Origin of the sequence: Pantoea sp. Ft-CA_14, assembly GCF_024520875.1 — a bacterium.
Taxonomy (GTDB): domain Bacteria; phylum Pseudomonadota; class Gammaproteobacteria; order Enterobacterales; family Enterobacteriaceae; genus Pantoea; species Pantoea agglomerans.
Window position 1 is genome coordinate 314,990 of the sequence record NZ_JALNPM010000004.1, and the last position, 26,233, is coordinate 341,222.

Annotated in this window: 21 protein-coding genes and 1 riboswitch; of the genes, 12 read left to right on the forward strand and 9 right to left on the reverse strand. The window is 57.2% G+C overall.

The window, feature by feature from the left end; all coding sequences use genetic code 11:
* Nucleotides 1–46: 46 nt before the first annotated feature.
* From ubiA to NR195_RS09330, 4 genes are all read right to left on the reverse strand, one after another.
* Nucleotides 47–931 (reverse strand): 4-hydroxybenzoate octaprenyltransferase, encoded by an 885-nt coding sequence (gene ubiA / locus NR195_RS09315; protein WP_256844440.1) that lies wholly within the window; start codon nucleotides 929–931, stop codon nucleotides 47–49.
* 10 nt (nucleotides 932–941) lie between these two features.
* The gene (ubiC, locus tag NR195_RS09320) at nucleotides 942–1,454 is read right to left on the reverse strand and encodes a chorismate lyase (protein ID WP_010672208.1); all 513 of its coding nucleotides are present in this window, start codon (nucleotides 1,452–1,454) and stop codon (nucleotides 942–944) included.
* An 86-nt stretch (nucleotides 1,455–1,540) separates the two neighbouring features.
* Nucleotides 1,541–1,951 carry a phosphate-starvation-inducible protein PsiE gene (gene psiE / locus NR195_RS09325; protein WP_010252246.1) on the reverse strand — a complete coding sequence of 137 codons (411 nt, stop codon included), beginning with the start codon at nucleotides 1,949–1,951 and terminating at the stop codon, nucleotides 1,541–1,543.
* 71 nt (nucleotides 1,952–2,022) lie between these two features.
* Complete coding sequence (locus NR195_RS09330) at nucleotides 2,023–2,730, reverse strand: UTRA domain-containing protein (protein ID WP_010672207.1); 708 nt, start codon at nucleotides 2,728–2,730, stop codon at nucleotides 2,023–2,025.
* 206 nt (nucleotides 2,731–2,936) lie between these two features.
* On the opposite strand from NR195_RS09330, the gene NR195_RS09335 reads away from it, so the two are divergent.
* The 6 genes from NR195_RS09335 to NR195_RS09360 all read left to right on the forward strand — a co-directional run bounded on the left by NR195_RS09335 (nucleotide 2,937) and on the right by NR195_RS09360 (nucleotide 9,199).
* Complete coding sequence (locus NR195_RS09335; protein ID WP_010252250.1) at nucleotides 2,937–3,998, forward strand: ABC transporter substrate-binding protein; 1,062 nt, start codon at nucleotides 2,937–2,939, stop codon at nucleotides 3,996–3,998.
* A 20-nt stretch (nucleotides 3,999–4,018) separates the two neighbouring features.
* Complete coding sequence (locus NR195_RS09340; protein ID WP_158149653.1) at nucleotides 4,019–4,831, forward strand: alkaline phosphatase family protein; 813 nt, start codon at nucleotides 4,019–4,021, stop codon at nucleotides 4,829–4,831.
* Nucleotides 4,828–5,673, forward strand: coding sequence for an ABC transporter permease subunit (locus NR195_RS09345; protein ID WP_010252254.1), 846 nt, complete (start codon nucleotides 4,828–4,830; stop codon nucleotides 5,671–5,673). The genes NR195_RS09340 and NR195_RS09345 overlap by 4 nt, the downstream gene beginning before the upstream one ends.
* 11 nt (nucleotides 5,674–5,684) lie before the next feature.
* Nucleotides 5,685–6,470, forward strand: a complete 786-nt coding sequence (locus tag NR195_RS09350) for an ABC transporter permease (protein ID WP_031593877.1) — start codon at nucleotides 5,685–5,687, stop codon at nucleotides 6,468–6,470.
* A 2-nt stretch (nucleotides 6,471–6,472) separates the two neighbouring features.
* Complete coding sequence (locus tag NR195_RS09355) at nucleotides 6,473–7,465, forward strand: ABC transporter ATP-binding protein (RefSeq protein WP_256844441.1); 993 nt, start codon at nucleotides 6,473–6,475, stop codon at nucleotides 7,463–7,465.
* A 108-nt stretch (nucleotides 7,466–7,573) separates the two neighbouring features.
* Nucleotides 7,574–9,199: a Na/Pi cotransporter family protein gene (locus NR195_RS09360; RefSeq protein WP_010672204.1), complete on the forward strand. Its 1,626-nt coding sequence runs from the start codon at nucleotides 7,574–7,576 to the stop codon at nucleotides 9,197–9,199.
* A 95-nt stretch (nucleotides 9,200–9,294) separates the two neighbouring features.
* On the opposite strand, the gene panS is transcribed toward NR195_RS09360, so the two are convergent.
* The 3 genes from panS to lysC form a co-directional block, all read right to left on the reverse strand.
* Entirely contained in the window at nucleotides 9,295–10,212 is a 918-nt protein-coding gene (panS, locus tag NR195_RS09365) for a ketopantoate/pantoate/pantothenate transporter PanS (protein WP_022625209.1), read from the reverse strand.
* Between the two features lie 183 nt (nucleotides 10,213–10,395).
* Nucleotides 10,396–11,088: an aquaporin Z gene (gene aqpZ, locus NR195_RS09370; RefSeq protein ID WP_187515195.1), complete on the reverse strand. Its 693-nt coding sequence runs from the start codon at nucleotides 11,086–11,088 to the stop codon at nucleotides 10,396–10,398.
* A gap of 240 nt (nucleotides 11,089–11,328) precedes the next feature.
* A complete protein-coding gene (lysC, locus tag NR195_RS09375; RefSeq protein ID WP_022625207.1) occupies nucleotides 11,329–12,681 on the reverse strand; it encodes a lysine-sensitive aspartokinase 3 in 1,353 nt (450 codons plus the stop codon).
* 113 nt (nucleotides 12,682–12,794) lie between these two features.
* Nucleotides 12,795–12,987: riboswitch (Lysine riboswitch) on the reverse strand.
* 391 nt (nucleotides 12,988–13,378) lie between these two features.
* On the opposite strand from lysC, the gene pgi reads away from it, so the two are divergent.
* The 5 genes from pgi (at nucleotide 13,379) to NR195_RS09400 (ending at nucleotide 19,514) form a co-directional block, all read left to right on the forward strand.
* Nucleotides 13,379–15,025: a glucose-6-phosphate isomerase gene (gene pgi / locus NR195_RS09380; RefSeq protein WP_122459479.1), complete on the forward strand. Its 1,647-nt coding sequence runs from the start codon at nucleotides 13,379–13,381 to the stop codon at nucleotides 15,023–15,025.
* A gap of 565 nt (nucleotides 15,026–15,590) precedes the next feature.
* Nucleotides 15,591–15,839, forward strand: a complete 249-nt coding sequence (gene yjbE / locus NR195_RS09385) for an exopolysaccharide production protein YjbE (protein WP_061901861.1) — start codon at nucleotides 15,591–15,593, stop codon at nucleotides 15,837–15,839.
* Nucleotides 15,840–16,036: 197 nt separating this feature from the next.
* Nucleotides 16,037–16,684: a YjbF family lipoprotein gene (locus tag NR195_RS09390; protein ID WP_010672200.1), complete on the forward strand. Its 648-nt coding sequence runs from the start codon at nucleotides 16,037–16,039 to the stop codon at nucleotides 16,682–16,684.
* Nucleotides 16,681–17,424 (forward strand): capsule biosynthesis GfcC family protein, encoded by a 744-nt coding sequence (locus NR195_RS09395; RefSeq protein ID WP_256844442.1) that lies wholly within the window; start codon nucleotides 16,681–16,683, stop codon nucleotides 17,422–17,424. The genes NR195_RS09390 and NR195_RS09395 overlap by 4 nt, the downstream gene beginning before the upstream one ends.
* The gene (locus NR195_RS09400) at nucleotides 17,424–19,514 is read left to right on the forward strand and encodes a YjbH domain-containing protein (RefSeq protein WP_033770826.1); all 2,091 of its coding nucleotides are present in this window, start codon (nucleotides 17,424–17,426) and stop codon (nucleotides 19,512–19,514) included. Before NR195_RS09395 ends, NR195_RS09400 begins: the two co-directional genes overlap by 1 nt.
* A gap of 286 nt (nucleotides 19,515–19,800) precedes the next feature.
* Here the strand turns inward: NR195_RS09400 and metH are convergent, their stop codons facing one another.
* Complete coding sequence (gene metH, locus NR195_RS09405) at nucleotides 19,801–23,484, reverse strand: methionine synthase (protein ID WP_256844448.1); 3,684 nt, start codon at nucleotides 23,482–23,484, stop codon at nucleotides 19,801–19,803.
* Between the two features lie 193 nt (nucleotides 23,485–23,677).
* On the opposite strand from metH, the gene iclR reads away from it, so the two are divergent.
* Nucleotides 23,678–24,505, forward strand: coding sequence for a glyoxylate bypass operon transcriptional repressor IclR (gene iclR, locus NR195_RS09410; RefSeq protein ID WP_010252683.1), 828 nt, complete (start codon nucleotides 23,678–23,680; stop codon nucleotides 24,503–24,505).
* Here the strand turns inward: iclR and aceK are convergent.
* Nucleotides 24,480–26,228: a bifunctional isocitrate dehydrogenase kinase/phosphatase gene (gene aceK / locus NR195_RS09415; protein WP_089414673.1), complete on the reverse strand. Its 1,749-nt coding sequence runs from the start codon at nucleotides 26,226–26,228 to the stop codon at nucleotides 24,480–24,482. The two genes, iclR and aceK, sit on opposite strands and share 26 nt — an antisense overlap.
* Nucleotides 26,229–26,233: the final 5 nt, after the last annotated feature.

Here is a 26,233-nt window from a genome sequence, read left to right on the forward strand (position 1 = left end):
AAAAGGCGACCTCATGGGGTCGCCTTTTTTGTGCCTGAATCCCCTGTCAGAACAGCTGGCTGAACGGCGGGGTGTTCATCAGTACACCGAGGAACAGCACCATCCCGACATAGTTATTATTGAGAAAAGCCTGGAAACAGGGTTGCCGCTCGCGCCCGGCGATCAGCTTCTGCTGATTAACAAACAGCGCGGCGGCCAGTAATAGCGTCCAGTAGAAGGCGCTGTTCAGATGCAGCATGAGGCCAACCAGCGCCATCAGTAGCAGCGTCGCCAGTTGCAGCAGACCAATGATTAGCTTGTCGAAACGGCCAAAGAGAATCGCGGTCGACTTCACGCCAATCTTCAGGTCATCATCCCGATCCACCATCGCATACTGAGTGTCATAGGCGACCGTCCAGCAGATGTTGGCGATGAATACCAGCCAGCAGACCAGAGGTAAGGACTCACTAACTGCGGACCATGCCATGGGAATGGCCCAGCCAAAGGCGGCACCCAGCACTACCTGCGGCAGGTGGGTATAACGCTTCATAAAGGGATAGACCCAGGCCAGCGCCAGCCCCACCACTGAGAGCATAATCGTCATCATGTTCATGGTCAGCACCAGCGCAAAAGCCGCCAGAGCCAGTATCACGAACAGCAGCTTAGCCTCTTTTGCACTCACCGCGCCGCTGGCCAGTGGCCGATGCTTCGTGCGTTCGACATGACCGTCTACTTTGCGATCGGCGTAGTCATTGATCACACAACCGGCCGCACGCATCACGATGACACCGGCAACAAACACCGCCAGCACCGGCAGCGGCGGGATCGCCATGTCAGCCAGCCATAATGCCCAGAGCGTTGGCCACATCAGCAGCAGCGTACCGATCGGCTTATCGATACGCATCAGGCGCGTGTAGGCCCGCCATTTATTTATACTTAAGCTATTTTGCACCACAGGATCCTCAGACCAGATCGCGATAGAGCGGCGATGCCGGTAAAAACAGTTCAGTCAGCAGCAGCGGTTTGCCCGAGAGACGCAGCCGTGAACGTCGTCCCCACAATCCCTCCACCTGCCCCGGCTCAATAAAATCGCGGGTCAGCGTTGAAGATGAGAAGAGATAGCGGCCCAGCGGCCGGGTGCCCAGCTGCTGCAGCATCGCTTCTGGCCCGTTGAGGGTGCTTTCCGGCACCAGCGTACGGCCAGCCAGCCAGGGCTTATCGTCGCCGAACAGCAACACTTCACGCAGCCAGAAGCGTTGATCGTCTGGCAACAAGCCCTTTTCATCACCCAACTCGCTGGCGTCGATAAAGCCTTCACGCAGCGGCTGAACCGTGACCCGCTGGCAATGTTGTTCAAAACGGCGCGTCATTGAATCCTCCTCCATCAGCCAGTCGAGCAATGGCGGCGCAAGGGTTGCCTGCGACGGAGAAAGCCAGTTGAGCGCACGTAATAAGCTGAGCGCGTCTTGCGACATAGCACCACTCCCAATAATTTTCAGGACGCTAGTTTAGCGCAGAGACGCGATGCGAACACCTGCCGTCATGACAGACGGCAGGAGGATTACTCGCGTTTCAGGCGGTTGCTGTTTGCCAGCCACAGAGTGATTACCAGAATCAGAATCGCCGCAGAGTAACAGAGCGTATCGAAGGGATTTTTATGGTCGACGATAATCAGGCGGATAATTGCCGTGATACCGATATAGACAAAATAGCGCAGCGGAAAGTGATATCCCGACTGAAAGTACTTAACAATCAACGCAATAAATTCGAAGTAGAGGAAATAAATGACAATCCCCTCAATCAACAGATAGGAGGATGACTGCTCGCTGGTGTTAAACAGTACGTTTGCCAGATGGATAGTTTCTTTGCCTAAAAAGACGATCAGGATGATCGCCAGACTCAGCAGACCCAGATTCAGCACCCATTGCAGTACCGTTGCAAGGTGGCGGGCCAAAGGATTTTTGTCACTCATGTTGCGCCTTAAAAAAGGAGTTGTTAGCGCGCGGTATCATGCGCGAGTGTGACGCAAATCACAATAACTCCTCAGGCCTCCACATCAACACAGAGCGCATCGTAACGCCAGTATTCACAGTCGCAATCAATCACCTCTTTTTGCTGGTTGCGATTGATGCGGGTGATCAACAAACCAGGGCTGCCCGGTGCCACATTCAGCATGGGTGCGGCGACCTCCGGCAGCGGGCCGGGCAGGATGGTGAAGCGCGCGCCGCCGTAACGAATGCCGTAGCGCTGGTCATAGAGATCGGTCAGTGAGCGGGTCAAATCTTCATCAAGCAGACCAGGGAAAAAACGCGGATTGAGGTAGTGTTCAACATAGAGCACCGCACGCCCGTCGATGCGCCGCAAACGGCGGATGCAGTACACCGCCGAACCGGATGCCAGCCGCAGCGCCGTCGCCACGCTGTCGTGCGCCGCGACCTGTTCGGCGGCGATGACCTCGGTAGCCGCCTGCCGTCCCTGCTCCATTGCCATGGCATGAAAGTGGCTGTGATGCAGCGGGTTATAGATCAGCCGCGGCGGTGCGATAAACCAGCCGCGACGCAGTTCCCGGTAGATCATCCCCTGGGCTTCCAGCTTGCCCAGTGCTTCCCGAAGGGTAATCCGGGTCGTGCTGAACGCTTCGCTTAAGGCACGCTCCGCCGGCAGTCGCCCGGCGCTGAACTCTCCGGCCTGAATACGCGTCAGCAGGACGCTGGCGATCGCATCCGCCGTTTTGAGTGCTATCGACTCCACAACAGTAGCCTCATTTTGGTGCGACTCCGCACTCTTACTGTTCAGGTAAACGCGCCTGTGACAGGCGAACGGGTCACATCTTTCATCGCCCATCCCCCGCACAGCGCCGCCCTGTCATAAATCGTTCATATACAGGGGCTACATTGGCTCGGTTCTTGCTGGACTAGACCAGCCAGGCCCATCAACTTACACCCGGAGCAACTGAGATGAAAGCGTTTATCGCCTCTGTAGTAGCCAGTGCTGTAGTGCTCACCCTGCCCGTTGCGCAGGCCGCCGATAACGACCTTGCCGCACTGGAAAAAGCGGCACGCAGTGAAGGCCAGGTCAACAGCGTCGGGATGCCGGATAGCTGGGCTAACTGGAAAGATACCTGGAACGACATCAGCAGCAAATATGGCCTTAAGCACAGCGATACCGATATGTCATCGGCGCAGGAGCTGGCGAAATTCGATGCAGAAAAAGAGAACGCCAGCGCTGACATCGGTGACGTGGGTGCCGCCTTTGGCCCGATCGCTGTCGCTAAAGGTGTGACCCAGCCCTATAAACCCACTCACTGGGATCAGATTCCGGCCTGGGCAAAAGATAAAGATGGCCACTGGGCGCTGGCCTATACCGGCACCATCGCCTTCCTGATCGACAAGCAGCAGGTTAAAGATATCCCCCACAGCTGGGCCGATCTGAAAAAAGGTAAGTATGTGGTTACTATCGGTGACGTCGGCGTGGCAGCTCAGGCGGCTAACGGCGTACTGGCGGCAAACTACGCCTTAGGTGGCGATGAGAAGAACCTGAAACCGGCGCTGGCTTTCTTTGCCGATCTGGCCAAACAGGGTCGTCTTGGCGTTACCGATCCGGTGATTGCCAATATCGAAAAAGGCGAAGTGCAGATGGCGGTGGTGTGGGACTTTAACGCCCTTAACTACCGGGACCAGATCGACAAAAACCGCTACGAAGTGGTGATCCCGTCTGATGGCTCCGTGACCTCCGGCTACACCACCGTCATCAACAAATATGCGAAACACCCTAACGCCGCAAAACTGACGCGCGAATATATCTTCTCAGACCAGGGACAGATCAATCTGGCGAAGGGCTATGCCCGTCCGATCCGTGCTGAACATCTGACGCTGCCAGCGGACGTTCAGGCTCGCCTGCTGCCGCAATCTGAATATAAAAATGCCCGTCCGGTGAAGGATCAGGCTGCCTGGGATAAATCGTCGAAAATGCTGCCGCGCCTGTGGCAGGAAAACGTCATCATCAACATGCAGCAGTAATTCGCGGCAGGGAGAACGGAATGAAGACCATTCTGGTAGTGCTGGACGGCCTGAGCAATCAGGTCGCACAACATGCAATGGGTTACCTGCATGCCGAATGTTCGCAGGGCAACGGGTTTTATTACCGTATGACCTGTGAATTACCCTCGCTGTCACGCCCGCTTTATGAGTGCATTCTGACCGGTATTCCGCCGGTCAGAAGCGGCATTATTCATAATGGCGTCAGCCGGTTAAGCCGCGAGCGTAGCATCTTTCACTTTGCGCGAGCGGCGGGACTGACGACTGCGGCGGCGGCCTACCACTGGGTGAGTGAGCTTTATAACCGAACGCCGTTCGTTCCGGCGCGCGATCGTCACACTGACGCGCCGGACCTGCCCATTCAGTATGGCCATTTTTATTCTGACGATAGCTATCCCGACTCGCATCTGTTTGAAGATGCAGAGAGCCTGCGGCTGCGTCACGATCCCGATTTTCTGCTAATCCACCCGATGAATATCGACGATGCCGGTCATAAATCGGGCCTCTCTTCGCCACAGTACCGCAACCGGGCACGCATCGCAGACGGCCTGCTGTCGCAGTGGATGCCCTTGTGGCTGGCTGAGGGCTATCAGGTGATGGTGACCGCCGATCACGGCATGAATGACGATCGCTCCCACGGCGGTATTCTGCCGGAAGAGACCACGGTGCCGCTGTTTGTCTTTGGCCGGGCTTTCTCGCTGCAGCCTGACCTGGCACCGCAGCAGACCGATCTGTGCGGCACGCTGTGTGAACTGCTTGAGGTGGCACATGACAAGCCGGTCTGTCGCGGCCTGCTGGCGGAGTCGAAGAGATGAGAGGAAAAGGAGTCGCGCTGCTGCTGCTGTTACCGTTCACCCTGTTCTGGGTCGCCTTTCAGCTGGCACCGCTGTTGTGGATCGCCATTAACAGCTTCTGGAGTGAGATGAACAGCCAGTGGGGCTGGGATAACTATCAGGACATTCTCACCTCGCCCTTCTACCAGCAGGCGTTTCGTTTTTCGCTGGATATCTCACTCTGGTCAAGCGTCTACGGCTTACTGATTGCACTGGTCACCGGCTATTCACTGCATCAGCTCGGGGGCGGGCGACTGCAGCGCTTTCTCATCGCTTTTACCAATATGACCAGCAACTTTGCCGGTGTCCCGCTGGCGTTTGCCTTTGTGATTCTGCTGGGGCTGAACGGCTGCCTGACATTGCTGTTGCGCCATTATGGTCTGGTTGAGAGCTTCAGACTCTTCTCGCGCAATGGCATGGTGCTGGTCTACACCTGGTTCCAGATCCCGCTGGGCGTGCTGCTGCTCTACCCGGCGTTCGACGGGCTGAAAAAAGAGTGGCAGGAGTCCGCTGCGCTGCTGGGTGCCAGCCGCTGGCACTACTGGTGGCACATCGGCCTGCCGATTCTGTTTCCGGCGCTGCTCGGGACCTTTGTGATCCTGCTGGCGAATGCGCTGGGCGCTTACGCCACGATTTATGCCCTGACCACAGGTAATTTCAACGTGGTGCCGGTGCGCATTGCCGCGCTGGTCTCCGGCGATATCTCGCTGGATCCCAACACCGGTAGTGCGCTGGCGATGCTGCTGGTGGCGATTATGGCGCTGATCACCCTGGTGCAGCAGTATCTGGTGCGCCGTAGCTATCTCAATGCGAAACAGCCATGAAAGGAGCCGCCATGTCACGTGCTGAGCACCTCTATCACCGGATAATGGTCGGGTTACTCTTTACCCTGCTGGCACTGCCTTTACTGGCCACACTGCTTTATGCACTGTCGTCCGACTGGAGTAACACCATTCTGCCACAGGGCTATAGCCTGAAGTGGTTCATCCAGCTCTGGAGCGACCCGCGATTTCTGACGGCGCTGGGCCATTCGCTGCTGATTTGCCTGGGTGCGCTGCTGTTCTCGCTGGTGCTGGTGCTGCCTGCCATGTTTGTAATCGCTTACTATTTTCCTCGACTGGATGCGGTGATGAACGTCCTGATCCTGATGCCTTTCGCCGTGCCACCGGTGGTGTCGTCAGTAGGATTACTGCAACTCTACTCTTCGTCACCGCTGATGCTGACCGGCACGCCGTGGATCTTAATCGGCTGTTATTTCACTATCGCGTTACCCTTTATCTACCGGGCGCTGGCGAACAATATGCAGGCGATCAACCTCAAAGAGCTGATTGATGCCGCGCAGTTGCTGGGTGCCAGCACCTGGCAGGCGGCGCTGTGGGTCGTGCTGCCCAACCTGCGCAAAGGGATGCTGATTGCCGTGCTGCTCTCTTTCTCCTTCCTGATTGGCGAATTTGTCTTCGCTAACCTGCTGGTCGGCAACCGCTATGAAACCCTGCAGGTTTACCTCTTCAACATGCGTAACGGCAGCGGTCACTTCACCAGCGCGCTGGTGATCTCCTACTTCTTTGTGGTGCTGCTGGTTACCTGGCTGGCCAACGCCCTGAATCCCGAACGAGGCTGAATATGAGTTACCTTGAGGTCAGAGAGCTGAACAAGTCCTATGGACCCACGCCCATTTTTGAGCAGATCGATTTCAGCGCCGCTGAAGGGGAATTTGTCACCCTGCTCGGCCCCAGCGGCTGCGGTAAATCGACGCTGCTGCGTTGTCTGGCGGGATTAACCGGCGTCGACAGCGGTGAAATCAGGCTGGAGGGCAAAGATATCGTGCCGCTGGCCCCGCAGAAGCGCGCCATCGGTATGGTGTTTCAGAGCTATGCGCTGTTTCCCAACATGACGGTAGAGAAGAACGTCGCATTTGGCCTGAAGATGCAGAAACTGCCCGAAGCGCAGATTCGCCAGCGGGTGCTGGAGGTGCTGGAGCTGGTTGAACTCAATGATTATGCACGCCGTTATCCGCACCAGTTGTCAGGCGGGCAGTGTCAGCGCGTGGCACTGGCACGTTCGCTGGTGACGCGTCCGCGTCTGCTGCTGCTGGATGAACCGCTGTCGGCGCTGGATGCGCGTATTCGCCGCCATCTGCGCGATCAAATCCGGCGCATCCAGCGCGAGCTGAATCTCACCACCCTGTTCGTCACCCACGATCAGGAGGAGGCGCTGACGCTATCCGATCGTATCGTGCTGATGAACCGGGGCAAAATCGTGCAGAATGGCGATGCCGAAGCGCTCTATACCCAACCGGTCGATCTCTTCGCCGCCGGATTTATTGGCAACTACAACCTGCTGAGCGCTGAGCAGGCGACGCGACTGACCGGTCAGCATTTCCACAGCCAGGTGGCCATTCGCCCGGAATCAATGCTGTTCACCGCGCCGGGCCAGGGCATTCCTGCGGAAATCCTCAGCCACAGCCTGCTGGGCAACGTGATCCGCTATCGTATCCGGGCGCATGATGTGGAACTTTCGGTTGATGTGCTTAACCGATCGGCGGCGGATTTGCATCCCGCTGGCAGGAAGATTGGTCTACAATTGGAGATGTCGACTTTGCGCCAGGTGGCTTAAAACACAGGAAAAAATCACGCATAGCACGGCAATCCCCTTCACAGATTGCTCTCTTCCGTCAGGCTGGCAGTCTGTGCTTTGAGCCTGACATTCGAGGAGCGACACCACGTGTTAACCCTGCTTAATTTACTCTCTGCGGTGGCCCTGCTGGTCTGGGGCACGCATATCGTACGAACCGGCATCATGCGGGTCTACGGTGCCGATCTGCGCCGCGTCCTGAGTCGCAGCATAGAAAAAAAACCGATGGCGTTTCTGGCGGGCATTGGCGTGACCACGCTGGTGCAGAGCAGCAACGCCACCACGCTGCTGGTGACCTCTTTTGTGGCGCAGAATCTGGTCAGCCTGACGCCCGCGCTGGTGGTGATTCTTGGCGCGGATGTCGGCACCGCGATTATGGCGCGTATCCTGACGTTTGATCTCTCCTGGCTCTCACCGCTGTTTATCTTCTTTGGCGTGGTGTTCTTCCTCAGCCGCAAGCAGACCCGTGCGGGTCAGTTAGGCCGGGCCAGTATCGGCCTGGGCCTGATATTGCTGGCGCTGCAGCTGATTGTCGAAGCGGCTCGCCCGATTACCCAGGCCGCCGGTGTCCAGGTGCTTTTCTCCAGCCTGACCGGCGACGTGATGCTCGATGCGCTGCTGGGTGCGGTGTTCGCCATCATCAGTTACTCCAGCCTGGCCGCGGTGCTGATCACCGCGACGCTCACCGCCACCGGCGTGATTTCGTTCAAGGTGGCGCTCTGTCTGGTGATTGGTGCCAATCTCGGTAGCGGCCTGCTGGCGATGATCAACGCCAGCGGCTCGAATGCCGCGGGCAAGCGCGTGGCGCTCGGCAGCCTGCTGTTCAAGCTGATCGGCTGCGTGTTCATCCTGCCGTTTGTCGATATTGTGGCGGAGTGGCTGGATAAGCTGCCGGTCAACGATGAAGAGTTAGTGATTTTCTTCCATGTGTTTTACAACCTGATCCGCTGCGTGGCGATGGTGCCGTTTGCTGACCTGATGGCGCGCCTCTGTCGCCGTATGATTGCCGACGACGTGGATAACGCGCTGCACCTCAAGCCGAAGCACCTCGATCGCAGCGCGCTGGATACGCCGGCGCTGGCGCTGGTGAATGCCGCCCGCGAAGCGTTGCGCATGGGTGACGTGCTGGAGCAGATGCTGGAGGCGTTTAATAAGGTGGTACATGGCGAATCCCGCGAGGAACGCACGGTGCGCAGGCTGGATGATGATGTCGATGTGCTCTATACCGCCATCAAACTCTATCTGGCGCGGATGCCAAAAGAGGACCTCCCCGAAGAGGACTCTCGTCGCTGGGGTGAAATCATTGAAATGTCACTAAATCTGGAGCAGGCCGGGGACATCATCGAGCGGATGAGCGGCGATGTCGCTGACAAATCGCTGGCAGCGGGCCGCGCGTTCTCTGCCGAGGGATTAAAAGAGCTGCAGGAGCTGCATGAGCTGCTGATCGCTAACCTCAGAATGAGTCTGTCGGTGTTTCTGTCACACGATATCACCAGCGCTAAACGTCTGCGTCGCGCTAAACATCGCTTCCGTCTGATGATCCGCCGCTACTCTCATGCGCATGTTGACCGCCTGCACCAGAAGAACGTGCAGAGTATTGAGACCAGTTCGCTGCATCTCGGTTTACTGGGCGACATGAAGCGCCTGAATTCACTGTTTTGTAGTGTGGCCTACACGGTGCTGGAACAGCCCGACGATGAACGTGACTATGAATAAAACTGAGCGGAGTGAATAACCTGCCGCGCCGGAGCGGCGATCGTCCGGCGCGGCAGCAGTGAGATGCGGCGCAGTGTAATAATGCGCCGCCACTGTTACTTCTTCTTAATCGGCTTTCCTGACCAGTAACCCGCCAGCAGTGAACCTGACAGGTTGTGCCACACCGAGAACAGCGCGCCTGGCAATGCCGCCAGCGGTGAGAAGTAGAGTTTGCCCAGCGTCGCCGCCAGACCGGAGTTTTGCATGCCGACCTCCAGCGCCAGGGTACGGCAGGTTGACTCATCGAAGCCAAACAGCTTACCGCCCCAGTAGCCGCCAAGCAGGCCAATCGCGTTATGCAGGATCACCGCCGCGATCACCATCAGACCCACCGATCCAATAAAGGCCTGACTGCCCGCCACCACCGCACTGATGATCAGCAGAATACAGACCATCGAAAACGCAGGCAGCCAGGGTTCCACCCGGCGAACCACGCTGTTCATACTGTGATGAATGATCAGTCCCAGGGAGATGGGGATCACGACGATCTTCACGATGCTCAGCAGCATGCCAGCCACGTCAACCTGAATGTGGGTATCAACATAAAAGCGGGTTAACAGCGGCGTGGCGAACACACCCACCAGCGCAGAGACTGACGAGATGGTCACCGACAGCGCCACATCCCCCTTCGCCAGATAGATCATGACGTTGCTGGCGGTGCCGCTGGCAACTGAGCCGACCAGAATCATACCGGCAGCCAGATCTGGCGGCATATGAAACAGTTTTGCCAGCCCCCAGGCGGCTAACGGCATCACCAGATAGTGCAGAAAGGTTCCGGCAATCACCGGCGCAGGTCGGGTCAGGACCCGTTTAAAATCGTCGATATTCAGGGTCACACCCATGCCGAACATAATCAGCATCAGCAGATAAGTGACCCAGGGTCCGATGCCGAGAAACGTACCTGGAGTGTAATAAGCGGCGACAGACAACAGCACGGCCCAGAGCGGGAACAGGCGGGTTAACGTGGCGAGCATAGCCAGACTTCCTTATAAGAATGTTATGTTTTATGCAGATTTGCCATAGAGAGTCATCATGCAGGAACGACTGCCGTGATGAAGGCCGGATCATAACATTTCATTATCATGGCGTAAGGCGAAGATGGGGCGAGGCGGGAAAATGCGGATCGACTGCTGCCGATCCGCTGATTATTGACGAAATTACGCTGCTTTTTCCTCTAAACCGCGGTAGATCAAACCACCAATCACGGCACCGATAATCGGCACTAACCAGAACATCCACAGCTGAGAGATCGCCCAGTCACCCTGGAACAGGGCTGCCGCGGTGCTGCGTGCCGGGTTAACCGAGGTATTCGTCACCGGAATGCTGATCAGATGAATCAGGGTTAACGCCAGGCCAATCGCAATAGGTGCAAAGCCTTTCGGCGCGCGCTCGCTGGTGGCACCCATGATCACAATCAGGAAGATAGCGGTCATCACCCCTTCGGCGATCATACCTGACTGCAGGCTGAAGCCGCCCGGCGAGTGTTCACCGTAGCCATTCGCCGCAAATCCGCTGGCCGCTGCACTGAAGTCGCCTTTACCGCTGGCGATCAGATAGAGCACCGCGCCAGCGGCAATGCCGCCAGCCAGTTGCGCGATGATGTAAGGGATAGCCTGAGACGCGGGAAAACGTCCGCCTGCCACTAATCCCAGGGTCACCGCCGGGTTAAAGTGCCCGCCTGAGATGTGACCGACCGCATACGCCATGACCAGCACGCTCAGCCCGAAAGCCAGCGCCACGCCCATGAAGCCAATTCCCAGCTCCGGGAACGCAGCTGACAGCACGGCACTTCCACAACCGCCGGCCACCAGCACGAAGGTACCCAGCGCCTCTGCGACTAACCTTTTCATGATATTTCCTAAATTTGGGTGAATTGATTCAGCGGCGGGATTATAAATCTGTAGAAAGGGAGCGCAATGCAGGTGCACGAAATGCGCAGAGAAAGGGATTGCCATTTGGCAATAACAGGCTGTAACTTTCTGTATTAATGGGATTTATCGGAAGTCGCGTGCCGGGGAGTAATGAGGGAGATATGAACCTTTTTTGCCGCTTTTCAGGCCGCGCTGACGCGGCCTGAATGCCACAGAAGCCTACTCGAACAGATTGCGATGCAGCGTACGTACCACGCTTTCCGCATCGTTGCCCGGCACCAGGAAGCAGAGATTGTAGCTGCTGGCACCGTAGCAAATCATCCGCAGGTTGAACGGGTCGAGCACACCAAACACCTCTTTGCCGACGCCGCACGCTTTTGACAGCTGGTTACCGATAATCGCCACCAGCGCCAGATCTTCTTCCACTTCAACCCGGCACAGCGACGAGAGTTCAGTCAGTAAAGCCTGGGTCAGCAGGCTGGCACTGGTTGAGGTCGATCCGGTGGTGTCGAGCGTCAGTGCCACGCTCACTTCGGAGGTGGTGATCAGGTCAACCGAGACGTTATGACGCGCCAGAATATTGAAGAGTTCGGCAAGGAAACCAAACGTATGCAGCATGTTAAGGCTGTGCAGCGTTAACAGCGTCTGCTTACGGCGTAGCGCAAGCGCCCGAAACAGCGGCGGGTTGCGGGTTTCATTGCAGACGCGGGTCCCACCGGCTGCCGGATCCTTACTGGAACCGACAAATACCGGAATACCCCGGCGTACAGCGGGAAGCAGCGTCGCCGGGTGCAGCACTTTCGCACCGAACGTCGCCATTTCAGCGGCTTCTTCAAAAGTGATTTCATCAATACGCTTCGCCGTCGGCACCACGCGCGGGTCGGTGGTGTAGATGCCCGGCACATCCGTCCAGATATCCACACGCGCCGCGTTCAGCGCTTCGCCCAGCAGCGCGGCGGTGTAATCACTGCCGCCGCGACCCAGGGTGGTGGTGCGCCCTTCGCTTTCACTGCCGATGAAACCCTGAGTAATGACCAATGCCTGCTCAATGCGCGGCTGTAACTGCGCCGTCGCCTGCTCCGCCAGCACCTGTACATCCGGTACTGCCCGGCCAAAATGATCGTCGGTACGCATTACCTTGCGGACATCGAACCACTCCGCGTTAACCTGGCGTTCACGCAGAATTTCCACAAACAGCAGTGATGACATCAGCTCACCGTGGCTGACCAGTTCATCGGTCAGGGCATTCGAGGTGGCCAGTGAGGCGGCTTCGGAAAGCATGCTGATATTGTCAATCATCCGATCAATTTCATCGCGGATCACTTCCGGACGCTGCAGGCGATCAACAATGGCGTACTGGATACGGCGGATATCATCAAGCAGCACAGCGCGCTGGGGAGCCTGCTGGCCTTCAGCCAGCGCAACCAGCAGATTAGTAATGCCCGCCGAAGCAGAGAGCACCACCAGACGCGTGCTGGCGTCCTGCAACACCACATCGGCGCTGCGGTTCATCGCTTCAAAATCGGCTACGCTGGTGCCGCCGAATTTTGCCACTATCAGTGTTTGAGACATGTAGGACCTCGTGTCAGGTTATCTTGTTCTCGCCGATGAAAGGGTCGAGAAACATTCTTTCAGCCAGGCACAAGGAAAGAGCAGAAACGGGCGGACAAGATCGGATAGACGAGTCACCCAGAAGCGCCCCACCTTGCGAAACGTCGACTGCAGACGTTTCTGGTGACAACCCAGAGGATTCAGCCCCTGTAGCCGACAGGCAGCACACCGCGTGCTGACCCACCTCGGCGTCGCTCCCCATCATGTGTTTTCACCGGATACGGTTCCTCCAACACACTGCCTGGGCGACGCGCCTCTTCTGGCTTGCGCACAGGTGCGCAAGTAGGCGCATAGATCTAGCCTTTTCTGGACCTGCTGTCAATGTCAGCGATGCCCGGAGCGCCGCATCAGAAAACAAATGACTCTGCGTCGCAGCGGCTACAGTGCTTAATGGGTTCAGCCCATGCAGCAATCCCTGATACGGCACAACGTTTTGCGCAGACTTTCGCGTCACACTTTACCGCGCGTTGCCTCTGCGGTCCGCTGGCTGTTCGCGCCAGTGAATGCTGGCGATAAACAGCGGCGTTCAGATCGCCTCTCCGGCGCGCGCTGACAAAATTTTTCCTTTCAGTTACAACTGTGGTCATACTGAAACGCTAAACGGGCATGATGTGCCTCCGATGGAATGACGGTTCTTAATATCAACAAGAGTGTTGCCATGAAAAATATCAATCCGACACAAACCGCAGCCTGGAAAGCGCTGCAACAGCATTTTGAGCAGATGAAGTCGGTAGAAATTGCCGATCTGTTCGCCCAGGATGCCGATCGTTTTGCCAAATTCTCTGCCACCTTTGATGATCAGATGCTGGTGGATTTCTCTAAAAACCGCATCACCCAGGAAACCCTCGATAAGTTACAGGCGCTGGCCAAAGAGACCGACCTGAGCGGTGCTATTAAGTCTATGTTCTCGGGTGAGAAGATTAACCGCACCGAAGATCGTGCGGTGCTGCACGTCGCGCTGCGTAACCGGAGTAACACGCCGATTCTGGTGGATGGCAAAGATGTGATGCCAGAGGTCAACGCGGTGCTGGATAAGATGAAAGGCTTCTCTGAGCGCATCATCAGCGGCGAATGGAAAGGCTATACCGGTAAAGCGATCACCGACGTGGTGAATATCGGTATCGGCGGCTCTGACCTCGGCCCGTTTATGGTGACTGAAGCGCTGCGCCCGTACAAAAACCATCTGAACATGCATTTTGTCTCTAACGTTGACGGCACCCACATCGCCGAAACGCTGAAAGACCTCAGCCCGGAAACCACGCTGTTCCTGGTGGCATCGAAAACCTTCACCACCCAGGAAACCATGACCAACGCCCACAGCGCGCGCGACTGGTTCCTGAAAACGGCGGGCGACCAGCAGCACGTAGCGAAACACTTTGCTGCGCTGTCGACCAACGCCAAAGCGGTGGGCGAATTTGGTATCGACACCAACAACATGTTTGAATTCTGGGACTGGGTTGGCGGCCGTTATTCACTGTGGTCAGCGATCGGCCTGTCGATCATTCTCTCGATTGGTTTCGATAACTTCGAGCAGCTGCTGAGCGGCGCACATGCCATGGACCAGCACTTCGCCTCTGCGCCGGCTGAGCAGAACCTGCCGGTACTGCTGGCGCTGATTGGCATCTGGTACAACAATTTCTTTGGTGCTGAAACCGAAGCGATTCTGCCTTACGACCAGTACATGCACCGCTTTGCCGCCTATTTCCAGCAGGGCAATATGGAGTCAAACGGCAAGTATGTGGATCGTGCCGGTCATCCGGTGGACTACCAGACTGGCCCCATCATCTGGGGCGAACCCGGCACCAACGGTCAGCACGCGTTTTATCAGCTGATCCACCAGGGTACCAAGCTGGTTCCGTGCGACTTTATTGCGCCGGCTATTACCCATAATGCGCTCGCGGATCACCATCCGAAGCTGCTCTCTAACTTCTTTGCCCAGACTGAAGCGCTGGCGTTTGGTAAGTCACGCGACGTCGTAGAGAAAGAGTTTACCGATGCCGGTAAATCTGCAGAGTCTGTGGCCCATATCGTGCCGTTCAAGGTGTTTGAAGGTAACCGCCCGACTAACTCCATCCTGCTGCGTGAGATTACCCCTTACAGCCTGGGCGCGCTGATTGCCCTGTATGAGCACAAAATCTTCACTCAGGGTGCCATCCTGAATATCTTCACTTTCGATCAGTGGGGTGTGGAATTAGGTAAGCAGCTGGCGAACCGTATTCTGCCGGAACTGGAAAACGAGGACGAAGTGACCACTCACGACAGCTCCACTAATGCCTTAATTAACCGCTATAAAGCCTGGCGTTAATCGGCGTTAATTTCATCGGGCGGCCACTTTGCCGCCCTTTTTTTGTCTGTTTTTACATCTGAATGGGCTGTTTATATCGTCGGAGAGCATGGGTTGTCAGGGAAAAGTCTTAAAACAACCTAAGATAATTCTGAACATCGATGCGCTGAACGGGCCAGCATAAAGTATAAAATGGTCCTGAAATGGGGCAATCTCTATTGTTAGCTATTGATTCATAATCATATTCAGTTTCAGCAATCCTGAGTAAATTCTGATTATTCTTATTCCGTACCAGATATTAATAAAAAAGAACATTCCGCTTTGCAATTGATTCGCCAGCAGCGAAATATCTGGCATCAGCCCGAAATATTCCGATATAAAAAGTAGTTATCCCCAATCCAGCTAATTAAATCACGCGCCCACCCCGCTATTCACCCTGGTTTTTCCGGTGCTGAACTCTGGTATTTTGTTGCCCTATACTGAACGCGCCCGCAATGGGACTGTCCGTCGATTTTGCCGCAGTCTGACTGCGTTGCAACCTCAGCGGACAGAGATCCTTCATTCACTCAATGCAGGAAACGCTGTTATGAAAAAAACTATGGTTGCCGGTGCAGCCTTGATCTTGGTTGCCGTCTCTTCCAGCGCATTTGCTGCGCCGGAAGAAGCTGGTACCGCAGCTGGCGCGCAGGCGGGAGCAATCTCTGCTGGCACGTCGACCGCTGTGGGTATCGGTGCACTTGGCGCGCTGGTCGGGCTCGGCATTGCCGCTTCTGGCGGTGGTGACGGTGCAAATACCGGTACAACAACCACGACCACGACGAGCACCACTCGTTGATGGATGCCCGACCCCCGTCTGATTGCTGATCTGCAGCAAACGGGCAGAGGCTGAACCACTGACTTCGGTGAGTGAGGACGCTGAGCCACGTAACCTGTATTTCTGCAGCCGGAACGGGACGGGCAGAGCACCTTTAAACATAACCACACGCCTGTGTGGTTATTTTTTACTTTGGCATGACTTATCAGGGACACACAGTGCGCCAACTTCCTCTGCTGCTCGCTTGCCTGCTGCTGCAGGCCTGTACACAAACGCAAAAAGGTCTTGAACAGACTCTGCTGCTTGCGGTTAACGGTCCGGACGACGTGACCGTTACCGATCAACAGGTCAACAATCTTCCCTATGCCAGTCTCTATGCTCGCCTGAATGAAGGTCCGCGCATTTTTGTAGTGCTCGGCTACAACGAGAAAGGTCAGCAAAAATGGGTGACACAGGATCAGGCGATGCTGGTGACACAGCATGGCCGCCTGGTTAAAACCCTGGGCTTGCCGGATAACCTGCTGAGCGTCAGCAATCTGCAACAGGATCCGCTCGCTGACAGCCTGCATATCAGCAACGGTGCAGGCTGGACCCGCATCGTGCAGTGGACCGAACAGGGCAAGGTTCGCGGCGCGACTGTGCGTTCAACCTTCCAGCGCGGCACCGACGAAGTCCTGACCGTGGCGGGCAACCGCATTCCGTGCCGCGTCTGGCATGAGCAGGTGAGCATCGACAGCAGTAACCGCGAGTGGGAAAACACCTTCTGGATCGATAACAGCAGCGGCGATGTGGTGCAGGCCCATCAGATGCTGGCGGCAGACGCCTTCCCTGTAGATATCACTATTCTGAAGCCGGCGAAATCATGAAAAAAATCACTTTTTTGCTGGCCGGGCTGAGCCTGTTCAGCGCCGCAGAAGCGCAGGCAACTGCGCAGGTTATCGTTCATGCACCGCACAACGGCGGTCAGGCTGAGCTGAGCCAGGTCGCGGATCTCTCCCAGCTGGTGACTCTGCCTCCACTGCAGGTCAACACTGACTGGCGTGCGACCTTTATTGCCGAGCGCGGCGCCAGCGCAGTGGCACAGCAGCACTATCAACAGACGCTGGGCGCGTTACGTGCGTGGCGTGCCGACAGCAGCGGCGATCGGGCGGCGGCCATTGATGAAGTGATCCGCCAGCTGAGCGCCATCAAAGTAGCAGGTCGCCAGTTCACGTCGCTCGAACCGGACTGGATCCGTCTGCATCCGGCTGACAACCGTCGGCTGGAAGGCAGCTATGACCTCTATCTGCAGGCCCCCTCAGATTCTGTGCTGCTGCTCGGCGCGCTGAGCGGCGCAGGCAAAGTGAGCTGGCAGCCGGGTAAATCAGTACGCGACTATCTGGATGGTCATGACGCACTCTCCGGGGCAGAACGCAATTTTGTCACCGTGATTGCACCTTCAGGCGCCACACAGCAGGTGCCGGTTGCCTACTGGAATCATCGCCACGCGGAAGTGGAGCCAGGCAGCATTATCTGGCTCGGCTTTTCGTCATGGAGCCTGCCAGGCAGCTATGAAGACCTTAATGAACGCATCCTTTCCGTACTGACTCACCGGATACCAGACTGATGAAAAAACGTTATCTCTTCAGCCTGTTGGCTGTTTCCGTGGCGGCAGCCTGTCAGGCGCAGGCTGACACCTGGCCCGAGCCGGTGGGCCCTTCACAATCCGATTTCGGCGGCGTGGGTCTGATGCAGGTGCCGACGGCGCGCATGGCCAAAGAGGGCGAGTTCAGCCTCAACGCGCGCGACAACGATCAGTACCGATACTACTCCGCGTCACTGCAGCTCTTTCCCTGGCTGGAGACCACTGTGCGGTATACCGACGTGCGCACCCGTCAGTACAGTGCGGTCTCAGAATTCAGCGGCACGCAGAGCTATAAAGATAAAGCCTTCGACCTGAAACTCCGTCTGTGGCAGGAGGGCTTCTGGCTGCCGGAAGTGGCGGTGGGAACCCGCGATCTGGGCGGTACCGGTCTGTTCGACAGCGAATACCTGGTGGCGACCAAAGCATGGGGACCGTTCGACTTTACCCTGGGGCTTGGCTGGGGCTATCTCGGCAACAGCGGCACCGTGAAGAACCCCTTCTGCTCATACAGCGACAGCTATTGCCAGCGTCCGCAGGTGGGCGAAGCGGGTTCAATCAACGGCTCGCAGATGTTCCACGGTCCGACGGCGCTGTTTGGCGGCGTGGAGTATCAGACGCCCTGGCAGCCGCTGCGCCTTAAAATGGAGTATGAGGGCAACGACTACCAGAATGACTTTGCTGGCCGCCTTGAGCAGCGCAGCAAGCTCAACGTCGGCGCTATTTATCGCGTAACCGACTGGGCTGACATCAACGCCAGCTACGAACGCGGTAACACCTTTATGTTTGGTGTCACCATTCGCACCAACTTCAACGATCTGCGTCAGGCGCACATCGACAGCGAGAAGCCTTCCTACAATCCGCAGCCGCAACCTAAGTTGCTGGAGCCGACGGTGGTGGGCACTCAGCTGACCGATCTGAAATACAATGCCGGTCTCGATGGTCCGCGTATTCAGACTCAGGGTCACACGATCTATGTGTCAGGCGAGCAGACGAAGTATCGCGATACCCGTGAAGGGGTGGATCGCGCGAACCGCATCATCATGAACCACCTGCCTGACGGCATCGACACCATCAATGTCACCGAGTCGCGCTTTAACATGCCACAGGTGACGACTGAGACACAGGTCGCCAGCCTGCGTAACAATCTGGAAGGCTATCCGCTGGGCCATGAGCAGCCACTGCAACAGACCCGCAAAGAACCGGTCGATCCGGGTAGCACCGAGCAGGGTATGTTTATCCGTCAGGATCGCCTGAACTACAGCCTCTCTCCGGTACTGAATCAGTCGGTGGGCGGCCCGGAAAGCTTCTATATGTATCAGGTCGGCGTAATGGCTAACGCTGATTACTGGCTGACGGATCACCTGCTGGTGGGCGGTAGTCTGTTTGGTAACCTCGCCAACAACTACGACAAGTTCAACTACAACGGCGCACCGGCGGATTCTTCGCTGCCGCGCGTGCGTACCCATATCCGCGACTACGTTGAGAACAACGTCTACGTCAACGATCTGCAGGCAAACTATATGGGCCACCTCGGTAACGGCTTCTATGGTCAGGTTTACGGCGGGTACCTGGAGACGATGTACGGCGGCGTGGGCGGCGAGCTGCTCTATCGTCCGGTCGATGCGAACTGGGCGGTGGGCGTCGATGCCAACTATGTCCGTCAGCGTGACTGGGACAACATGATGCAGTTCAATCGCTATAAAGCCTCAACCGGCAACCTGACGGGTTACTGGCGTCCATGGTTCATGCAGGATGTACTGGTGAAAACCAGCGTCGGTCAGTATCTGGCGAAAGATAAAGGTGTGACGGTCGATGTGTCGAAGCGCTTCGACAGCGGCGTGATGGTGGGTGTCTATGCCACCAAAACCAACGTCTCGTCTGAAGAGTATGGCGAAGGCGACTTCACCAAAGGCTTCTATATCTCCATCCCAATGGATCTGTTCACCGTGACGCCAACGCGCGGTCGCGCGCAGGTGAACTGGGTGCCGCTGACGCGTGATGGCGGTCAGATGCTGGGTCGCAAGTACCAGCTGTATGATCTGACGTCCGATCGCGACGCTCGCTTTAACTAAGCAGATGGCGGCCTCAGGGCCGTTTCATGCGGTTAACAGAAAGCAGGCTCAGGGAGCATACGCCTGAAGCAAAGCATAGCAATGAGATCGCGCCTGCTCAGGGAACCCGGTCAGATCGGAAAGGCGCTAATGCCATCCCTGGCCGCTCGGCCCGCGCCGTCCCTGGCGCGGGACGCTTTCCTCCTCTGACCGGGTTCCCTGCGCGTTGAGTTTCTTCATTGCTGCCAGATTTAACCGGAGCTGGATTTGTCAGCAGTCTGAAGCGGCCCTCAGGCCGCTTTTTTATTTAGTCCGCGTCGTAGCCGAGATTCGGCGCCAGCCAGCGCTCAACTTCCGTTAACGACATCCCTTTGCGTACCGCATAATCTTCCACCTGGTCACGCTGGATCTGCGCTACGGCGAAATAGCGGCTGTCAGGATGGCTGAAGTACCAGCCAGAGACTGACGCGCCCGGCCACATGGCAAAGGATTCGGTGAGCTTCATGCCGGTCTGTTCTTCCACCGCCAGCAGACGCCAGATGGCGGCTTTCTCAGTGTGCTCCGGGCAGGCCGGATAGCCTGGCGCCGGACGTATCCCCTGATAATTTTCCCGAATCAGCTCTTCATTGCTGAGATTTTCGTTAGGCGCGAAGCCCCAGATCACCTTACGTACCCGCTCGTGCAGATATTCGGCAAAGGCTTCCGCCAGACGGTCAGCCAGCGCTTTCACCATGATCTTGTTGTAGTCGTCATGCTGACGATCGTACGCCTCCGCCAGCGCATCCTCTTCCAGCCCGCCGGTCACCGCGAAGGCACCGAGATAGTCCGCTTTGCCGCTCAATTTCGGGGCCACAAAATCCGCCAGACAGTAGTTGGCGAAGTCGGTTTTTTCGGTCTGCTGGCGTAAGTGATGACTCACACACAAAATCTCATCACGCCGCTCATCACTGTAGAGATGAATATCATCGCCGACCCGGTTAGCCGGAAAAATACCGACCACGCCACGTGGCTTCAGCAGCGACTGCTGGCTTAATTTGTCGAGCATCGCATTGGCATCGGCAAACAGACGCTGCGCCTCTTCACCCACCACCTCATCTTCCATGATGCGGGGATATTTGCCCGCCAGCGACCAGGTCATAAAGAATGGCGTCCAGTCGATGTAGTTGCGCAGCGTTTCAATGCTGGCCTCCACCTGACTGACCCCGGGACGATGCGGCACGGGTGGCGTGTAACTCTCCCAGTCAATTGAGGTGGCGTTATCGCGCGCCGCCTGCAGCGAGACCGGCGGCGTGCGCGGCTTTTTGCGTGCATGCTGAATGCGCACGGTCTCGTACTCTTTGCGGGTTCGGGCGACGAAATCCTCTTTTAACGTGGCGGAAAGCAGCGACGACACCACGCCAACGGTGCGTGAGGCGTTCTGCACGTAGACCGTCGGGCCACTGTAATGCTGCTCAATTTTGACAGCGGTATGCGCCTTCGAGGTGGTCGCGCCGCCAATCAGCAGCGGTAAGGTAAAGCCCTGACGCTCCATCTCTTTCGCCATGTTGACCATCTCATCCAGCGACGGCGTAATCAGGCCTGATAAGCCGATGATGTCCGCATTCACTTCGCGCGCCGTTTTAAGAATTTTTTCACCCGGCACCATCACGCCAAGGTCAATGATTTCGTAGTTATTACACTGCAGCACCACGCCGACAATATTTTTCCCGATGTCGTGTACGTCGCCTTTGACCGTGGCCAGCACGATTTTACCGTTGCTGCGCCCCGCCTCTTTGCTGGCTTCGATAAAGGGCTCCAGATACGCCACCGCCTGCTTCATCACGCGCGCCGATTTCACCACCTGCGGCAGGAACATCTTGCCCTCACCGAACAGGTCACCGACGACGTTCATGCCGGACATCAGCGGGCCTTCAATCACCTCTATCGGCCGTGGTACCTGCTGGCGCGCCTCTTCGGTATCCTGCTCAATAAACTCGGTGATCCCCTTGACCAGCGAATACTCCAGCCGTTTCACCACGTCCCAGCTGCGCCATTCCGCGAGCTGTTTTTCCTGCGAGCCATCGCTTTTGCCGCCACGGTATTTCTCCGCCAGCGCCAGCAGCCGCTCGGTGCCATCATCCCGCCGGTTAAGAATCACATCCTCTACCGCCTCGCGCAGTTCTGCCGGCAAATCATCATAAATCGCCAGCTGGCCTGCGTTGACGATGCCCATATCCATGCCTTTACGGATGGCGTAATAGAGAAAGACGGCATGTATCGCTTCACGCACCGGATCGTTGCCACGGAATGAAAACGATACGTTTGAGACGCCGCCGGAGATCATCGCATGGGGCAGCTCGCGCTTGATATCTTCGCAGGCACCAATGAAATCCATGGCGTAGTTGTTGTGTTCGTCGATGCCGGTGGCGACCGCAAAGATGTTGGGGTCAAAGATTATATCTTCCGGCGGGAAGCCGACCTGTTCGGTGAGGATCCGGTAAGCACGGCGGCAGATCTCAATTTTTCGGGCGCGGGTATCCGCCTGACCCACTTCGTCAAACGCCATGACCACCATCGCCGCGCCGTAACGCCGGACCTGACGCGCATGATGAATAAAGGCCGCTTCACCCTCTTTCATCGAAATTGAGTTCACGATCCCTTTGCCCTGAATGCACTGCAACCCTTTCTCAATCACCTCCCATTTTGAGGAGTCGATCATGATCGGCACGCGGGCAATATCGGGTTCGCCAGCAATCAGATTCAGAAAGCGTACCATCGCCGCCTCGGCGTCGAGCATGCCTTCATCCATGTTGATATCGATGATCTGCGCGCCGCTCTGCACCTGCTGCAGCGCCACTTCCAGCGCTTCGTTATACTTCTCTTCTTTGATCAGCCGTTTAAATTTTGCCGAGCCGGTGACGTTGGTGCGCTCACCGACGTTAACAAACAGTGACTCTGCGGTGATGTTAAGCGGCTCCAGACCGGAGAGACGGCAGGCCACCGGGATCGTCGGCAACTGACGCGGTGCAACGCCTTCAACCGCCGCCACCATGGCAGCGATATGTTGCGGTGTGGTGCCACAGCAGCCGCCGATAATGTTCAGGAATCCGGCGGTGGCCCATTCACCAATCTGCTGCGCCATCACTTCCGCATCCAGATCATATTCGCCAAAGGCATTGGGCAGACCGGCGTTGGGATGGGCGGTCACGTAGCCTTCAGCGATGCGCGACAGTTCCGCCACATACTGACGAAGTTCGTCGGGTCCCAGTGCGCAGTTCAGGCCAAAAGAGAGCGGTTCGGCGTGACGCAGCGAGTTGTAAAAAGCTTCGGTGGTCTGGCCGGAGAGCGTTCGGCCGGAGGCGTCGGTGATAGTGCCGGAGATCATCAGCGGCAGCGCCACGCCAAGCGCTTCCATCTCGGTCTGCACCGCATAGATAGCCGCCTTGGCATTCAGCGTATCGAACACCGTTTCAATCATGATGATGTCGGAACCGCCCTCCACCAGCGCGCGGGTCGATTCGCGGTACGCCTCCACCAGCTGATTAAAAGTAACGTTACGGTAGGCAGGATCGTTGACGTCGGGTGAGATCGAGCAGGTGCGGTTGGTCGGGCCGAGCACACCCGCAACATAACGCGGACGATCCGGCGTTTTCGCCGTCCACGCATCGGCGCAGGCTCGCGCCAGGCGGGCCGCTTCAAAATTGATCTCCGCCGATAAACGTTCCATCTGGTAGTCCGCCATCGCAATCGACGTGGCGTTAAAGGTGTTGGTTTCGAGGATATCCGCACCCGCCGCCAGATAGGCGTCGTGGATCTCGCGGATCACCGCCGGTTTACTCAGCACCAGCAGATCGTTATTGCCTTTGAGATCGCAAGGCCAGTCAGCAAAACGGCTGCCGCGATAATCCTCTTCTTCCAGCTTATAGCTCTGGATCATGGTGCCCATCCCCCCATCCAGCACCATAATGCGTTGTGCGAGCTGCTGTTTTAACGCGTCGATTTTATTGCTCACTGTTGCCCCATTCACGTCAGTCTGCTGGCGGAAAAGCCCGTTTTTCATTCTGGCACAAGCTGGTCAGGCGACAAAGTAACCTCGACTGAGAGATTTTCAGGTCACGGCTGTACAGGTCTGACCAGAAAACCAGCGTTTGCAAAGCGCGCGATTAAAACGAAAATGATTTCCACAATGTAAAAGGAGAACAATGATGGCAACCCCGGTTCCTGTTAAGCGCGGCAAGAAACCCCGTGGCACCCCTGTCGCCGCACCCGCGGGCGGTCAGGTGCAATCGCTGACCCGCGGCCTGACGCTGCTGGAGCTGATTGCTGACTCACATGGCAGCGTAGCGCTGACCGAGCTGGCGCAGCAGGCAGGTTTGCCTAACTCCACCACGCATCGCCTGCTCAGCACCATGCAGCAGCAGGGTTTTGTCCGGCAGGTGGGCGATCTCGGGCTGTGGACGATCGGCGCACACGCCTTCGTGGTCGGCAGCAGTTTCCTGCAGAGCCGTAACCTGCTGGCGCTGGTACACCCGGTGCTGCGTAGCCTGATGGAGCAGTCCGGTGAAACGGTGAATCTGGCGGTGCTGGATCTCAGCGATCACCAGGCGGTGATCATTGATCAGGTGCAGTGTACCCAGCTGATGCGAATGTCCGCGCCGATTGGCGGCAAGCTGCCGATGCATGCGTCTGGCGCAGGCAAAGCGTTTCTGGCCCATCTGGGCGATGAGCAGGTCACCGCCCTGCTGCATCAGAAAGGATTGCATTACTACACGCCGAAAACCCTGATGTCGCCGCAGAGTCTGAAAGAGAATCTGGCGCTGGTGCGCAAAGCGGGCTTCTCATTTGATGATGAAGAGCATGCGCTTGGACTACGCTGTGTCGCCGCGCCAATCTATGACGAACATGGCGAGGCGTTTGCCGCGCTCTCCATCTCCGGCCCCATCGCCCGCATGACAGACGATCGGATTACTGAATTAGGTGCACTGGTCATCCGCGAAGCGCGCCAGGTTACGCTGGCGTACAGCGGTCGTTAACTTTATCTGCGCCGTAGCAGACGCTGAAACGCTGCGTCTGCCGCCAGGCGATCACCTCTTCCACATGACCCTGGGCGATGCGCTGCTGCTGCGCGCGCCACCAGCGGGCGTCGAATATCTCCGGATGCAGTTGCAACAGCAATGCGCCGGTAGCGGCTTCACTGCATAACGCATAGCGGAAGGTTTCCGGGAAGACATCGTCCGGCCCGACGCTGTACCAGGGCTCGGCGCTGAGTTCATCCTCCTCATAGCGCGCCGCGGGCACATCCCGGAAGTGCAGCTCCTGCATCGGGCGAATCTCATCGTAATCGTAAAAAATCACCCGGCCATGGCGGGTGATGCCGAAGTTTTTAAACAGCATGTCTCCGGGAAAGATATTGGCCGCCGCCAGCTGTCGGATGGCATTGCCATACTCTTCAATCGCGTGACGTCGCTCTGCGGCATTCGCCTGGGCCAGGTAGAGATTGAGCGGCTGCATACGGCGCTCCAGCCACAGGTGACGAATAATCAGGCGATCGCCTTCGATATGCAGCTTCTCCGCCACGCAGGCGTGGAGTTCTGCCAGCAGCGCCGGAGAGATGCGCGACAGCGGCAGCGCAAACTGTTCGAACTCCTGCGTATCCGCCATACGTCCCACGCGATCGTGCTCTTTGACCTGCTGATAACAGGCGCGGACCTGTGCTTCCGTCACCTCTTTTTGCGGCGCGAAGCGATCCCTGATGACCTTGAACACCCAGTCAAAGCCCGGCAGCGTGAAGACCAGCATCACCATGCCGCGCACGCCGGGTGCGATCTCAAAGGCCGTCTCATTTTCTGCCAACGCCTGAAGATATTCGCGATAGCTCTCGGTTTTACCGTGCTTCTGGCAGCCAATCGCCATATAGCGCTCCGCCAGGGTTTTGCCAGGCAGTATCGGTTGCAGCCAGGCAACCAGCGCCGCAGGCACCGGCGCATAAACCATGAAATAGGCGCGGGCAAAACCAAACACAATGCTGGCGTCATTCACATCGGTCAGACAGGTGTCGATCCACAGTTCGCCCGTTTCACTGCGCTGGATCGGCAGCAGACAGGGCAAGATGCCCTCCGGCAGATGCAGGCGCGCCACCAGCCAGGCAGTTTTGTTACGATAGAAGAGTTCACTGTTAACCTCGAGCCAGCCCTGGTTCAGCCGGGGAAAATGCGACTGCAGGTGGCGGACAATCCAGCCGACGTCGCGAGCGCGCTGCTGCCACGGCAACGTCAGCGGTAAATCGCTCAACACCTGATCCACCAGTGCCAGCCAGCCCCGCTCCGGCTGATAACGGCGCGATAACGGGCGCAAAGGTGTGACCGGCGCGGTCAGGGATTGAGAGCTGAAGATAAACAGCCGGTCCGGCTGCAGATCGGCATGTCCATGTAACCGGCAGTAGACGGAATTAAAGAAGCTTTCGGCAATTTCATGCCGTGGATAGCCGGGCAGCAGGCTTTGATAGTGGTCCTTAACCCGCAGCCAGAACATCTCATCCCAGCTGTCCGCGCCGTTCAGCACCCGCAATTGATCGGCAACCAGGCTGACGTGATGGTCATAGAGGTGAATACGGGCCTTCATGGCATGCTGCACCGCCTGCCATTCCGCCTGCTCAAATCGCTGCTGCGCGCCAGCAGTGATGTCGAGAAAGCGACCATACTGTGCATCAAAACCCTGCAGGATAGTGTGGGCGATCAATGATTCGCGTGGCGGCATAATCA